At 73.7% G+C, this 13,640-nt stretch carries 14 protein-coding genes, 1 tRNA gene and 1 pseudogene; 3 read left to right on the top strand and 13 right to left on the bottom strand.

The window, feature by feature from the left end:
• Positions 1-113 precede the first annotated feature (113 nt).
• Positions 114-3,416, top strand: a complete 3,303-nt coding sequence (locus ACIQD7_RS26040; protein ID WP_402444663.1) for a S41 family peptidase — start codon at positions 114-116, stop codon at positions 3,414-3,416.
• 24 nt (positions 3,417-3,440) lie between these two features.
• On the opposite strand, the pseudogene ACIQD7_RS26035 reads toward ACIQD7_RS26040, so the two are convergent.
• The 5 genes and pseudogenes from ACIQD7_RS26035 to ACIQD7_RS26015 form a co-directional block, all read right to left on the bottom strand.
• Positions 3,441-3,536: pseudogene (locus ACIQD7_RS26035) on the bottom strand (GNAT family N-acetyltransferase); the annotation flags it as partial.
• 116 nt (positions 3,537-3,652) lie between these two features.
• The gene (locus tag ACIQD7_RS26030) at positions 3,653-3,838 is read right to left on the bottom strand and encodes a hypothetical protein (protein WP_402444661.1); all 186 of its coding nucleotides are present in this window, start codon (positions 3,836-3,838) and stop codon (positions 3,653-3,655) included.
• A gap of 143 nt (positions 3,839-3,981) precedes the next feature.
• Positions 3,982-4,863 (bottom strand): SDR family oxidoreductase, encoded by an 882-nt coding sequence (locus ACIQD7_RS26025; protein WP_121830960.1) that lies wholly within the window; start codon positions 4,861-4,863, stop codon positions 3,982-3,984.
• Positions 4,860-5,771, bottom strand: a complete 912-nt coding sequence (locus tag ACIQD7_RS26020) for an alpha/beta fold hydrolase (protein WP_121830982.1) — start codon at positions 5,769-5,771, stop codon at positions 4,860-4,862. The genes ACIQD7_RS26025 and ACIQD7_RS26020 overlap by 4 nt, the downstream gene beginning before the upstream one ends.
• Before the next feature lie 8 nt (positions 5,772-5,779).
• Complete coding sequence (locus ACIQD7_RS26015; RefSeq protein ID WP_402444659.1) at positions 5,780-7,303, bottom strand: flavin-containing monooxygenase; 1,524 nt, start codon at positions 7,301-7,303, stop codon at positions 5,780-5,782.
• A 413-nt stretch (positions 7,304-7,716) separates the two neighbouring features.
• On the opposite strand from ACIQD7_RS26015, the gene ACIQD7_RS26010 reads away from it, so the two are divergent.
• Positions 7,717-8,352, top strand: coding sequence for a MerR family transcriptional regulator (locus tag ACIQD7_RS26010; RefSeq protein WP_402444900.1), 636 nt, complete (start codon positions 7,717-7,719; stop codon positions 8,350-8,352).
• An 11-nt stretch (positions 8,353-8,363) separates the two neighbouring features.
• Here the strand turns inward: ACIQD7_RS26010 and ACIQD7_RS26005 are convergent, their stop codons facing one another.
• On the bottom strand, positions 8,364-9,167 hold the full coding sequence (locus ACIQD7_RS26005) for an exodeoxyribonuclease III (RefSeq protein WP_402444657.1): 804 nt from the start codon (positions 9,165-9,167) through the stop codon (positions 8,364-8,366).
• Between the two features lie 50 nt (positions 9,168-9,217).
• Between ACIQD7_RS26005 and ACIQD7_RS26000 the strand changes: the two genes are divergently transcribed.
• The gene (locus tag ACIQD7_RS26000) at positions 9,218-9,697 is read left to right on the top strand and encodes a GNAT family N-acetyltransferase (protein ID WP_402444656.1); all 480 of its coding nucleotides are present in this window, start codon (positions 9,218-9,220) and stop codon (positions 9,695-9,697) included.
• A gap of 13 nt (positions 9,698-9,710) precedes the next feature.
• On the opposite strand, the gene ACIQD7_RS25995 is transcribed toward ACIQD7_RS26000, so the two are convergent.
• From ACIQD7_RS25995 to moaC, 7 genes are all read right to left on the bottom strand, one after another.
• A complete protein-coding gene (locus ACIQD7_RS25995) occupies positions 9,711-9,929 on the bottom strand; it encodes a hypothetical protein (protein ID WP_402444655.1) in 219 nt (72 codons plus the stop codon).
• A 102-nt stretch (positions 9,930-10,031) separates the two neighbouring features.
• Positions 10,032-10,105 (bottom strand) — tRNA-Ala (locus tag ACIQD7_RS25990).
• 61 nt (positions 10,106-10,166) lie between these two features.
• The gene (locus tag ACIQD7_RS25985; RefSeq protein ID WP_402444653.1) at positions 10,167-10,658 is read right to left on the bottom strand and encodes a HEAT repeat domain-containing protein; all 492 of its coding nucleotides are present in this window, start codon (positions 10,656-10,658) and stop codon (positions 10,167-10,169) included.
• Between the two features lie 30 nt (positions 10,659-10,688).
• The gene (glpR, locus tag ACIQD7_RS25980) at positions 10,689-11,807 is read right to left on the bottom strand and encodes a gephyrin-like molybdotransferase receptor GlpR (RefSeq protein ID WP_402444651.1); all 1,119 of its coding nucleotides are present in this window, start codon (positions 11,805-11,807) and stop codon (positions 10,689-10,691) included.
• 137 nt (positions 11,808-11,944) lie between these two features.
• Positions 11,945-12,556 carry a GNAT family N-acetyltransferase gene (locus ACIQD7_RS25975; protein WP_161373234.1) on the bottom strand — a complete coding sequence of 204 codons (612 nt, stop codon included), beginning with the start codon at positions 12,554-12,556 and terminating at the stop codon, positions 11,945-11,947.
• Complete coding sequence (locus tag ACIQD7_RS25970) at positions 12,553-13,119, bottom strand: molybdenum cofactor biosynthesis protein B (protein ID WP_402444649.1); 567 nt, start codon at positions 13,117-13,119, stop codon at positions 12,553-12,555. The genes ACIQD7_RS25975 and ACIQD7_RS25970 overlap by 4 nt, the downstream gene beginning before the upstream one ends.
• Complete coding sequence (moaC, locus tag ACIQD7_RS25965) at positions 13,116-13,601, bottom strand: cyclic pyranopterin monophosphate synthase MoaC (protein ID WP_030216918.1); 486 nt, start codon at positions 13,599-13,601, stop codon at positions 13,116-13,118. The genes ACIQD7_RS25970 and moaC overlap by 4 nt, the downstream gene beginning before the upstream one ends.
• Positions 13,602-13,640 lie beyond the last annotated feature (39 nt).

Raw genomic sequence — 13,640 nt, 5'->3', positions numbered from 1 at the left:
CGAAACGAAACCGTTTCGTACGTGTTCTGGCCCACACCCCGGATCGCCTACCCGAAGACGCCCGCATACACGTACGAGTTGCCACGCCCCCGCCGCCCCGAAAGCATGGGGAGGTGAGTGACGACGTCGCGTATCTCCGTTTTCCGCACCTCCACGACGACCTGCTGTGCTTCGCCGCCGAGGACGACCTCTGGGTCGCCCCGCTCGCGCCCGAGGGCCGAAGTCCCGGCCGGGCCTGGCGGCTCACCGTCGACCGGACCCGGGTCGGGCACCCGCGCTTCTCGCCGGACGGGCGCCACATCGCGTACACGAACTGGCGCAGCCTCGACCCCGAGATCCACCTCGTCCCGGTCGACGGCGGGGCCGCCCGGCGGCTCACCCACTGGGGGTCCACCGACACCCGGGTCTGCGGCTGGACGCCCCCCGACAAGGACGGCCGCTCCGAGATCCTCGCCGTCTCCTCGCACGGACAGCCCTTCTCGTACTACTCCTGGGCCTACACCGTGCCCACCGACGGCACCCCGGGCCGCCGGCTGCCCTGGGGCCCGGTCTCCGACATCACGGTCACGGACGGGATCGCCGCCCCCGGCAACGAGGCCGAGCGGTGCACGCTGCTGCTCACCGGGAAGCCGCCGCACGAGCCCGCCGCCTGGAAGCGGTACCTGGGCGGCGCCACCGGCCGCCTCTGGCTGCACGGCAGGCGGCTGCTGCCCGACATCGGCGGGCACCTGGACTGCCCGATGGCCGTGGGGGGCCGGATCGCGTTCCTCTCCGACCACGAGGGCGTCGGCAACCTGTACTCCTGCCGGCCCGACGGCACCGACCTGCGCCGCCACACCGACCACGCCGACTTCTACGCCCGGCACGCCTCCAGCGACGGCCGGCGGGTGGTCTACCAGTGCGCGGGCGAGCTGTGGATCGTCGACGACCTCACCCCCGACTCCCGCCCCCGCCGTCTGGAGGTGCGGCTCGGCGGCCAGCGCGTCGGCCGGCGGAGCTACCAAGTGCCCGCCGCCCACCACATCGACTCGCTCTCCGTGGACGAGACCGGCCGGGCCAGCGCCGTCTCCGTCCGGGGCAGCCTGTACTGGCTGACGCACCGCGACGGACCGGCCCGCACGATCATCGACTCCCCCGGCGTCCGGGTCCGGCTGCCCGAGATGCTCGGCAGCGGCGGCCAGGTCGCCTACGTCACCGACGCCGACGGCGAGGACGCCGTCGAGGTCGCGCACCTGCCGCGCGCCAGCGGCGACCGGCCGCCGCGCCGGCTCGCCTCCGGGGACCTCGGCCGGGTCGAGGAGCTGGTCGCCGACCCGGACGGCGAGCGGATCGCGCTCGCCTCCCACGACGGTCGGCTCCTCCTCCTGGACGCGAGCGAGGAGTCCAACGGCGAGGTCACCGAGCTGATCAGGTCCGTCAACGGGCCCGTCCGCGACCTCGCCTTCTCCCCCGACGGCGCCTGGCTGACCTGGTCCCACCCCGGCATCGGCCGCTCCCTGCGCTCCATCAAGATGGCCCGGATCTCGGGCCCCGGCGCCCGCACGGTCGTGGACGTCACCAACGGGCGCTTCGAGGACGAGAACCCGGTCTTCACCCGGGACGGGCGCTACCTCGCCTTCCTCTCCTGGCGCGGCTTCGACCCGGTGTACGACGTGCACACCGGCGACCTGTCGTTCCCGCTGGGCTGCCGCCCCTACCTCGTACCGCTCTCCTCCGCGACCCCGTCCCCCTTCGCGCTGCTCCCGGACGGGCGTCCGGCGGCCGGCGGCCTGGACCCGGCCGACGACGACACGGCACCGGCCGAGGGCACGGTGACGGTGGAGATCGAGGGCCTGGCCGAGCGGGTCACGCCCTTCCCGGTGGCCGCCTCCAAGTACTCCGCGCTGCACCCGGTCAGCGGCGGCGGGCTCGTCTGGCTGCGCTGGCCCATCTCGGGCGCGCTCGGCGAGACCTTCGCCAACCCGGCCGACACCTCGGGCCGCCCCACCCTGGAGCACTTCTCCATCACCAAGGCCCGCAAGAGCGAACTCGCCTCCGACCTCGACTGGTTCGCGGTCAGCGGCGACGGCACCCGGCTCGTCGTCGCCGACGAGGGCGAGCTGCGGGCGGTGCCCGCGACCGAGGCAGGGGACGGCGATTCGACCGTCTACCTGGACCTGCGGCGCATCCTGCACGAGGTCGACCCGGGCGCCGAGTGGCGCCAGGCCTTCGACGAGGCCGGGCGGATCGTCCGCGCCTACTTCTGGGAGCCCGGCATGGGCGGGGTCGACTGGACGGCGATCCTCGACCAGTACCGGCCGCTGGTCGAACGGGTCTCCTCCCCCGACGAGTTCGCCGACCTGCTGCGCGAGGTGATGGGCGAGCTGGGCACCTCGCACGCGTACGTCACCCCGGCCCGCCGCAACGAGGGACCGCCGCACTACCAGCGGCCGATGGGCCTGCTCGGCGCCAACCTCGTGCTCCGCGAAGCCGGTTGGACGGTGAAGCGGATCCTGCCCGGCGAGTCCTCCGACTCCAAGGCCCGCTCCCCGCTCGCCGGCACCGGCATCCGCGAGGGTGCCGTCCTCACCCACGTCGACGGGCGGCCGGTGGACCCGGTCACGGGTCCGTACCCGCTGCTCTCCGGCACCGGCGGCACCACCGTCGAGCTGACCTTCACCCCCGCCGAGGGCGAGGGGCGGGCCCGCCGCGTCGCCGTCGTCCCGCTCGTCGACGAGCGCCCGCTGCGCTACCAGGACTGGGTCGCCAAGCGCCGGACCGTGGTCCGCGAGCTCAGCGGCGGGCGCTGCGGCTACCTCCACATCCCCGACCTGGGCGGCTCCGGCTGGGCGCAGTTCAACCGGGACCTGCGCATGGAGGTCTCCCGGCCGGCCCTCATCGTGGACGTGCGGGGCAACGCGGGCGGCAACATCAGCGAGCTGGTCATCGAGAAGCTGACCCGCCGGATCCTCGGCTGGGACCTCACCCGGAACGCCCAGCCCGTCAGCTACGCCTCCAACGCGCCGCGCGGCCCCGTCGTCGCCCTCGCCGACGAGGCCACCTCCTCCGACGGCGACATGATCACCGCCGCCTTCAAGCTCCTGGGCCTCGGGCCGGTCGTCGGCCAGCGCACCTGGGGCGGGGTCGTCGGCATGACCGGCCGCCACCGGCTCGGGGACGGCACCCACATCACGGTGCCGATGAACGCGGCCTGGTTCCCCGAGTACGGCTGGTCCCTGGAGAACCACGGCGTCGAGCCCGACCTCGCGGTCCTGCGCACCCCCCTGGACTGGGCGGAGGGCCGCCACGCCCAGCTGGACGACGCCGTCCACGTCGCCCTCGCGCTCCTGGAGGAGACCCCGGCGGCGAGCCCCCCGGCGTACGAGGAACTGCCGGACCGCTCCCGCCCGAAGCTCCCGCCGAGGCCGCGGGAGTAGCCGCTACCCGCCCCCGTACGCCAGATCGGGCACGTACGCGGCGAAGTAGGCCCGGTTCTCCCGCTCGGACACGAGCAGGGCGAGGGCGTGATCGGAGCGCAGTCGTTCGAGTACGGCCATGGGCGCCACCGTACGGAGATCCGGCGGCGGACGCGCGGGAGTCGCGGGCACCGGCCGGAAACGCGCGGAGGCGCACCCGGTCTTCCGGGTGCGCCTCCGGTGTGAACCGGCGGGCGTCAGGCCTGGCGGTCCTGGTTGCGGCGGTTCTGGACCTCCTGCTGGGCCCGGTCCGTCGCGTCCTGGGAGCGGTCGCGGCCCTGGGAGGCGCGCTCGGACGCTTCGTCCTTCGCCTTGCCCATGGCCTCCTTGGCCTGGTTCTTGATCTGCTCGGCCTTGTCCTTGAACTGGTCCTGCACGCCCATGGAAGTTCACTCCTGTGAGAGGTGTGGGGGAGGTCGGGGACGTGGTGTCCCCGGCCTCGATCAGCCTCGCACGAGCGAACATTCCGCGCATTTCGATCAGTTACGGACGGTGAGACGCGGAGGTCGGGCGCGGGAGCCGGGGGTCAGACCCGCTCGGTCCGCTCCTGCTCGTCGGCCGCGCCGCCCGCGCCCACGAGTCCCTTGGAGACCGTGCCGAGGCGCGGCTCGAAGCGCCTCATCTCGCGCTGGCCCACGGTCGCGATCACGCTCGGCAGGTAGCCGCGGATCGACTGCATCCCGCGCAGCCACCACTGGGCGTAGACGTGCGGCGAGCGCCGCTCGATGCCCGCGACGATCCGGTCGACGGCCGGGCCGAGGGGGTACGTGCGGTTCGACGGCCAGGGCAGCCGCTGGCGCAGCTCCCGCATGACGTCGTCCTCGTCGGCGCCCCGCACCATGTCCGTGTCGGTCCAGGAGAGGTAGCCGACGCCGACCTTCACGCCCTTGTAGGCCACCTCGGCGCGCAGGCTGTGCGCGAAGGCCTCGACGCCCGACTTGGAGGCGCAGTACGCCGTCATCATCGGGGCCGGGGTGATCGCGGCGAGCGAGGCGATCTGGAGGAAGTACCCGCGGGACTCCATGAGGACGGGCAGGAACGCCCGGCCGGTCACGGCGCCGCCGATCAGGTTGACCTCGATGACCCGCCGCCAGGCGACCGGGTCGGAGTCGACGAACGGACCGCCCGACGCCACACCGGCGTTGGCGACGACGATGTCGACCTTCCCGAACCGCTCCTTCACCTCGGCCGCGACCCGGGACATCGCCTCGTGGTCGGTGACGTCGGCGTGCCACCAGTCGGCCTCCGTGTGGAGCCGGCCCGCGACCTCCTTGAGCTGCTCGGGCTCCAGGCCGACGAGCGCGATCTTCGCGCCGCGCGCGGAGAGCTTGCGGGCGAGGAGTTCGCCGACGCCGCGGGCCCCTCCGGTGACGACCGCGACCTGTCCTTCGAGACTCACCCTGCTCATGCGTCCTCCTTGGCGTTCACGGTGGTGTCCTTCACGCCCAGGTACGTGAGGGTCAGTTCGCGGATCTGCGCGGTGACGGCCTCCGGGGCCTCCACCGGGGTCATGTGCCCCATGCCGGTCAGCTCGACGAAGCCCGCGCAGTGCGGCAGCGCCTCGGCCATCGCGCGGGAGTGGGCGGCCGGGGTGAGCCGGTCGGCGGTGCCGACGAGCACGGCGACCGGCAGCCGCAGCGCCCGCACGCCGTGTTCGAGGTCGAGCCCGGCCAGGACCTGCGACCAGCCGTGGCGCGGGCCGCGCGGGCAGGCGTGCACGATCCGGGCGCAGGCGTCGACCTTCTCGGGCGCCGAACCGGGGCCCATCGTCGCGTACTTGAGGACCTTCTTCGAGACGGCGTTGACCGGCCCGAGCGGCGCCTTGGAGCCGAGGACGGCCTTGGTCAGACGGGTGCGCAGCCCGCTCGGCCCCAGCGGTACGACGGTGGCCTCGGCGGTCAGCCGGGAGGGGCCGGTGGAGCAGAGGAGCACGGCGGCGGCGTGGTCGCGCAGCCCGTGGCGCTCGGCGGCGGCCATGATCGTCATGCCGCCCATGGAGTGCCCGGCGATCACGGCCCGCTCGCCGGTGGCGAGGGTGGCGGAGAGCACCGCCTCCAGGTCGTCGGCGAGCGCCGTCGTCGAGTAGCCGCCGGGGCCGGGGTCGGGCGAACGCCCGTGGCCGCGCTGGTCGTAGGCGATGACCCGGTGGTCGGCGGCGAGCGCCCGGATCTGCTCGGCCCAGAAGGCGATGGAGCAGGTCCAGCCGTGGGCCAGGACGACGGCGGGGGCGCCCTCGGGGCCGTACACCTCGACGTGGATGCGGGAGCCGTCGGCGGAGGTGACGGTGAGTTCGCGGGCTCCGGGGAGCGGGGTCAGGTGCCGGCTCACTGGGCGGCCTCCTTCGTGCGGGAGGGACGGGGCGTGACGGGGGCGGTCCTGGGCGCGCGGATCACCTCGTACTCGGAGAGGTCGACCTGCCGGGTCTCGCGCCGGAACTCGCCGGTGGTGCCCGGCCAGAGGGTGGTGTTGCGGCCGTTGGCGTCGAGGTACCAGCTCTCACAGCCGCCCGCCTTCCAGACGGTCCGCTCCATCCGGGCCTGCACCTTGCGGTTCCAGGCGTTCACGGCGGAGGGCCGGACGGCGAGGGCGGCGCGGCCGCCGAGGACGTTGAGCTGGCGCAGGTAGTCGGCCATGTAGTTCAGCTGGGACTCGATCATCAGGATCATCGAGGAGTTCCCGAGGCCGGTGTTGGGGCCGATGATCGTCATCCAGTTGGGGAAGCCGGCGGCGGTGGCGCCGCGCAGCGACTCCATGCCGTCCTTCCAGGCGTCGGCGAGCGAGATCCCGTCGGCCCCGAAGACGCGCTCGGCGATCGGCATGTCGGTGACGTGGAAGCCGGTGCCGAAGACGATCGCGTCGACCTCGGTCTCGGTGCCGTCGGCGCCGACCAGGGTCGAGCCGCGGACCTCGCGCAGCCCGGAGGCGACGACGTCGACGTTGGGCTGCGCGACCGCCGGGTAGTACGCGTTCGACAGCAGGATCCGCTTGCAGCCGATGCGGTACGAGGGGGTCAGCTTGGCCCGCAGCGCCGGGTCCTTGATCGCCCGGGCGATGTTGGCCTTGGCGAGCTTCTCGACGAGGCCCAGCTCGCCGGGGTGCTTGGTGAAGGCGCCGACCTGGAGTTCGCGGATGCCCCAGAGCAGGCCGCGGCGCAGGGTGGCGGTGGCGGGCAGGGTGCGGTGCAGCCATCGCTCGGCGCCGGTGATGTTCCGGTCCATGCGGGGCATGACCCACGGGGGCGTGCGCTGGAAGAGCGTGAGCTTCCGGACCTCCGGCTGGATCGCGGGCACGATCTGGATGGCGGAGGCGCCGGTGCCGATCATGGCGACGCGCTTGCCGGTGAGGTCGTAGTCGTGGTCCCAGCGGGCCGAGTGGAAGACCTTGCCGGGGAAGTCGGCGAGCCCCGGGATGTCGGGGATCTTGGGGTCGGAGAGCGGGCCGGTCGCGGAGACGACGACCTCGGCGCTGAAGGAGCCGGAGGAGGTCTCGATCTCCCACCTCAAGGCGTCGGCGTCCCACTCCATCCGCAGCACCTCGTGGTTCAGGCGCAGGTGCGGCCGGATCCCGAAGGTGTCGGTGACGTGCTCCAGGTACGCGCGGATGTGGCGCTGCCCGGAGAAGGTGCGGGGCCAGTCCGGGTTGGGCGCGAAGGAGAAGGAGTAGAGGTGGGAGGGGACGTCGCAGGCGCACCCGGGGTAGCTGTTGTCGCGCCAGGTGCCGCCCACGGAGTCGGCCCGCTCCAGGACGACGAAATCGGTGATCCCCTCGCGGCGCAGCCGGACGGCGGCCCCGAGGCCGCCGAATCCCGATCCGATCACCGCCACCCGTACGTTCTCGTGCTTCGCCATGCCGCCTCCCGTGCGCCCGGCTGATTCCGCCAGCAATCACTGGCATGGTGGGGACTGTAGAGCAGCTCCCTACCGAGCGGTAGGGGTACGACAAGGGAAAGTTACCGGCGGTACAACATAGGCTGGCGACCGTGGCAGAAGGATCGAGCCCCGGGAGGGGCGCGGGTACGGACGACGTGGCGGGCGCGGGCACGGGCGCGGACGCGGGCGACGTGGCGGGCACGGGCATAGGCGCGGGCGGCGCGACGGGTACGGGTACGACGGGCACGGGCGGCGGCCCGGCGGACGCGGGCGGCGCGGGTACGACGGGTACGAGCGGCGCGGGTACGGGCTCGGGCACGACCGGCCCGGCAGCCGCACCGAGCACGCACGCCGGCGCCCCGGCACCCGCCCCCGCCCCCGCCCCGGAGGGCATCCGCGAGTACCGCGTGGAGGAACTGGCGGCCGCCGCCGGCATCACCGTGCGCACCCTGCGCTTCTACCGCGAGCGCGGCCTGATCCCGCCGCCCCGCCGCGAGGGCCGGATCGCCTGGTACGACGAGCAGCACCTGGCCCGGCTGCGGACGATCGCCGCCCTCCTGGAGCGCGGCCACACGCTCAACGGCATCGCCGACCTGACCACGGCCTTCGAGAGCGGCCGGAACGTGCGCGAGGTCCTGGCCATCGACGTCCCCAGCGAGGAGGAGCCGGTCCGGCTGACCCCCGAGGAGCTGGCCGACCACTTCGCGGGCGAGGTGACGCCCGAGAACCTGGCCGCCGCCCTCGACCTGGGCTACCTCGTCACCGACGGCGAGGAGATCGTCCACATCAGCCGCCGGCTGCTCGACGTCTCCGCCGCGCTCGTCCGCGAGGGCGTGCCGCTCGCGGAGGTCCTCAAGGCGGGGGCCAGGGTCCGCGAGCACGCCGACGCGCTCGCGGAGCTCTTCACCGAACTGCTCCGCGCCCACGCCGCCGAGGACGACCTGTGGCGGCTGCGCCCGCTCGCCAAGAGCGTGGTGGAGGCGGAGCTGTCGATGGCCCTGGACCGCCGCCTGCGCGACAAGCCCTGAGGGGGCCGGGCCTACAGGTCGTAGACGGCGGTGACGGGCGCGTGGTCGCTCCACCGCTCGTCGTGGGTGGCGGCCCGCTCGACGTACGCCTTCACGGCCTTGGCGGCGAGCCCGGGCGTGGCGATCTGGTAGTCGATGCGCCAGCCGCTGTCGTTGTCGAAGGCGCGCCCGCGGTAGGACCACCAGGAGTAGGGGCCCTCCATGTCGGGGTGGAGCTGCCGCACGACGTCCACGTACCCGCCGTCGTCCTCGCCGAGGACCCGGGTCAGCCACTCCCGCTCGTCGGGCAGGAAGCCGGCCTTCTTCTGGTTGAGCTTCCAGTTCTTGAGGTCGGCCCGCTGGTGGGCGATGTTCCAGTCGCCGCAGACGACGACCTCGCGCCCGCCGGCGGCGGCCCGGACGCGGAGCTCCTTCAGGTAGGGCAGGAACTCGTCCATGAAGCGGTACTTCTCGTCCTGGCGCTCGGTGCCGACCTCGCCGGAGGGCAGGTAGAGGCTGGCGACGGTGACGCCGGGCAGGTCGGCCTCGACGTACCGGCCGCTGGTGGCGAACTCGGCGCACCCGAAGCCGACCCGGACGGCGTCGGGCTCGCGCCGGGTGTAGAGGGAGACGCCGGCGCGGCCCTTGGCGGCGGCGGGGGCGTGCACGGCGAACCAGCCCTCGGGCGCCCGCACCTCCGGAGGCAGCTGGGCCTCCTCGGCGCGCACCTCCTGGAGGCAGAGGACGTCGGCGGAGGTCCCGGCCAGCCACTCGACGAAGCCCTTCTTGGCGGCGGCGCGAAGACCATTGACATTCGCTGTCGTGACAGTGAGCATCCCGGGAGAATACCGACACCCACGACCCGTACACACGTACGATGAAACGCATGAACATCCGTCCCACCCCCTATGACCATCCCGACGCCGTCAAACTCAACGACGCGGTCCAGGCGGAGTACGCCGTCCGCTACGGCGACGAGGGCGACGTCACGCCGCTGGACGCCGGGATGTTCGTCCCGCCCCGCGGCCTGTACCTGCTCGCGTACCACCCCGAGGGGCAGCCCCTCGCCACGGGCGGCTGGCGCACGCAGGACGCGAACGACCGGGGGTACGCGGACGGCGACGCCGAGCTGAAGCGCATGTACGTGGTCCCCGAGGCCCGCGGCCTGGGCCTGGCCCGCCGCATCCTGGCGGCCCTGGAAGCCGACGCCCGCGCCGCCGGCCGCACCCGCATGGTCCTCGAAACGGGCACCGCCCAGCCGGAGGCCATCGCCCTCTACGCGTCCAGCGGCTACGCCCCGTGCGTCAAGTTCGGCCACTACCGCGACCACCCGGAGAGCCGCTGCTACGCGAAGTCCCTGGTCTGACGCGCCGGGCCCGTCAGCCGCCGCTCCCGCCCGCGGCGCGGCGGCGACGGTAGGCCCGGGCGGTGCCGAGCCCGATGAGGACGCTGGGGAGGACGACGAGGACCCCGTTGACGGTCGGGTCCTGATCGGCGATCAGGAGATCCGCCAGGGAGGACAGGGCGAAGACGCCGACACCCGTCACCACCAGGAACAGCGCGAGCTCGTTCCACCGGTTCTTCGAGCTGTGGGTCACGCTCCGCATAGTGCCCCGGCCCGGCGCGCGGCGCTGTTCCGCCTCGCCGGAAAAGCGGGAATCCCGCCCGATCTTCCGATCGGGCGGGATTCCCTTTGTCTGTGGACCTGTGGGGATTTGAACCCCAGACCCCCTCGATGCGAACGAGGTGCGCTACCAGACTGCGCCACAGGCCCTTGCGACGTGTGAAACATTAGCACCCCGATCGGCGAGAACAAAAATCGCTTCCGCCGCAGGTCAGTCGGGGGCGTCGGGGAAGGCTCCCCGGATCGGCTCGTGCCGGTACTGCCACCTGATCTCGGTCAGCGCGTCCTCCGCCTCCCGGCGGATCTCCGGGTGGGGATGGCCGAGGAACCGCTTGGCGAGCGGTATCGCCGCCTTGTCGTACGTGGAGCCGAGGGCCGCCAGGACGTAGGCCAGGAGCGGGGGGTCGAAGCGGTCCGCCGCGTCGGCGAGCGGCCCGATCAGCGGGAGGGGGAGCGTGTAGCGCGTGCCCGCCGTGCAGATCGCGTGCAGGGCGGCTTCCACGACGTCCCTGGCCTCGTCGTCGGACAGGGCGATCCGGGCCATGCGTCCGACGACCCGTTCGGTGTCCTCCTGCGTCAGCAGGGCCGACTCCAGGAGGTCGCTGATCTCGTCCAGGCGGAAGTGCCGGTGCGGCGTGGCCGGGTCGTCGAAGTCCTTCCAGGCCTTCTCGACCCGGGCCGTGAGGCGCTCGTAGCCGTCCATGGGCGGGAGCTTAGGGCCCGCCCCCCGGGGTCACTCGTTGGCGGCCCGGGGGCGGTCCTCGTCCGCGTACTGGTCGAAGAGCGGGGTGCGGCCGTGGTCGTGGTCGCGGCGCGGGGCTGCGGGGCGGCGGCGGGGGGCCGGGGCGGGGGCCGGGTCGGCCGCCGTGGAGGAGCGGGCCGCGCTCCAGGTCTCCGGGTCCGTGACGTCGACGCCGCTCGACGCGCGCGGGGCGACCGGGGCGGTGACGTACGTGGGGAGCGGGACCGGGACCGGGTCCCAGCTGTCGCCGCGGGCCGGGCCGCGGTCGCGCTGCTGGTCCACCCACTCGGCGTGGTCGGTCTGTTCGACCAGGGCGCGCCGGTCCGCCTCCTGCGGGGAGACCGCCGGGGCCGTCGCGGGCGCCTGGTCGGCCTCCGGTTCGGGCGTCGGGGCGGGGCGGCGGCTCTCGCGCAGCCGGGCGGCCGCCGCCTCGGCGCGGCGCCGGTCCATCACGTACACGAAGCGGCGCCGCTCCTGGACCCGCAGGTGGACGATGTACGCGCTGAGGAGCAGGGCGGGGGCGGCCGGCGCCCACAGGAAGGGGACGCCGCCGACGGCCGCGACGATCGCGCCGAGCGTGAAGGCCAGGAAGAGGACGATCGTGGTGCGGCGGCGCCGGGCGAGGACCTTGCCGCGGCGGGCGCGCTCGGCCGCGCCCGGGGCGGCGGGGCGGGGCGGGGCGGACGCGGACCCCGGCTCGCGCTCCGGGTCGTGAGCCGGCGCGCGGTCACGGTCCGCCGCGCGGTCGCGGTCGCGGTCGCGGTCGCGGTCCGGCGTACGGTCGCGGTCGCGGTCCGGGAGTTCCAGCCGCGCCTCCGTCCTGGCCGCGGGCGCGGAGAAGGCCCGGACGTCGACCGAGCTGAGGTGCTCGGTCGCCGCGTCCGGGTCCACGTCGGGCGTCGGGCCCTGTGCCGTCCGGTCCCGCTCCTTCAGCTCCTTGGCGTAACGGCGTTCCATGCCCGCCCGTCCGGAAAGCAGCCGGATGGCGGTGCTGAAGCGTTCCGTCGGACGGGCTTCGTTCAGCTCGTCCTGCCTGCGGAGCCACATCGGTACCAAGTAGGCGGCCCAGGCCCCGACGATGACTGCGTAGATGAGGCCGCTGCTGCTCACGCTTCACACGGTAGAGGGGTTCGCGGGAGGCCATAGGCCAATTGGCCCGGTGTGTCGCACGATCTGGCTGATATCACTGAACTTTTTTGTGATTGTTCAGATCGATTGACTGCCGACTCCCGATTGAATTCGAACACTTATTTCATTCTCGCCTGGCGCCAGCGCCGCAGCAGCCCTTCCGGCACCTCTTCCGCCGTGAGCGCGAACACCAGATGGTCCCGCCACGCCCCGTCGATGTGCAGATAGCGCGGCCGCAGCCCCTCCTCGCGGAAGCCCAGCTTCTCCACGACCCGGCGCGAAGGGCCGTTCTCCGGGCGGATGCACACCTCCACGCGGTGCAGGCCGACCGTGCGGAAGCAGTGGTCGACGGCGAGCGCGACCGCCGTCGGCATCACCCCGCGCCCGGCCACCGCGCTGTCCACCCAGTACCCCACGTGCCCCGAGCACATCGAGCCCCAGGTGATCCCGGCCACCGTCAACTGGCCGACCAGCCGCCCCTGGTACTCGATCACGAACGGCAGCATCCGGCCCGCGTTCGCCTCCGACCGCAGGTGGCGCACCATCTGACGGTAGGTCGGGCGCTGGGCGGCCGGGCCGCCCGGGGGCGGCGGCGGGACCGTCGCCTCCCACGGCCGCAGCCACTCGCGGTTGCGCCGGTTCACCTCGCGCCAGGCCGCGTGGTCCCGCATCCTTATCGGCCGCAGGACGACGTCGCCGTCGACCAGGACCGCGGGCCAGGACGGGATCACGACGGTCTCGGATGGTCGCCGCCGCGGATCTGGTCGACGGCGTGCCTCAGGAGCGGCTCCAGGACGGCCAGGCCGTCCCGCACCCCGCCGGTCGAGCCGGGCAGGTTCACGATCAGGGTGCGGCCCGCGACCCCGGCGAGGCCCCGGGAGAGCGCCGCCGTCGGCACCTTCTCCCGGCCGTAGGCGCGGATGGCCTCGGGGATGCCCGGGATCTCCCGCTCCAGGACCCGGCGGGTCGCCTCGGGGGTCAGGTCGGTGGGCGAGACGCCCGTGCCGCCGGTGGTCACCACCAGGTCGTACCCGGCGTCCACGGCCGCCCGGAGCGCCGCCTCGACGGGGTCGCCGTCCGGGACGACCTGCGGGCCCTCGACCGCGAACCGCAGCGCGGTCAGGGCCTCGGCGATCAGCGGGCCGCCCTTGTCCTCGTACACCCCGGCCGACGCCCGGTTGGAGGCGGTGACGACCAGGGCCGCGTAGACCTCCGCCGGGGTCTCCCCCGGCGCGGCGGCCCCGGCGGGCTCCGGGTGCCCGTGCGTCCCCGCCGCCCGGCCGGCGCGCGTCACGACTCGCCCCGCGCCCAGCGGCCGGACTTGCCGCCCGTCTTCTCCTCCACCCGCACGTCGGAGATGACCGCGCCCTTGTCGACCGCCTTCACCATGTCGACGACCGTCAGGGCCGCCACCGAGACCGCCGTCAGGGCCTCCATCTCGACGCCCGTGCGGTCCGTGGTCTTCACGGTCGCCAGGATCTCGACCGCGTCGTCCGCGACCGACAGGTCGAGCGTCACGCCCGAGACGGCGAGCGGGTGGCAGAGCGGGATGAGGTCGGGCGTCCTCTTCGCGCCCATGATCCCGGCGATCCGCGCGGTCGCGAGCGCGTCGCCCTTGGGGACGCCCTCGCCGCGCAGCAGCTCGATCACGCGCGGCGAGACGAGGACCCGTCCGCTGGCACGCGCCGTGCGGGCCGTGACGTCCTTCGCGGAGACGTCGACCATGCGGGCCGCCCCCGCCTCGTCGATGTGGGTGAGACCTTGCTGCGTGCTCATGGCCGTGACACTCCCGGTCGCTGTGTGGGACGAGACACC

This window comes from Streptomyces sp. NPDC093071 (genome assembly GCF_044754545.1).
Lineage (GTDB): Bacteria > Actinomycetota > Actinomycetes > Streptomycetales > Streptomycetaceae > Streptomyces.
Note: the sequence above shows the minus strand (reverse complement) of the source record. Positions and strands in the feature narration are given on the sequence as shown.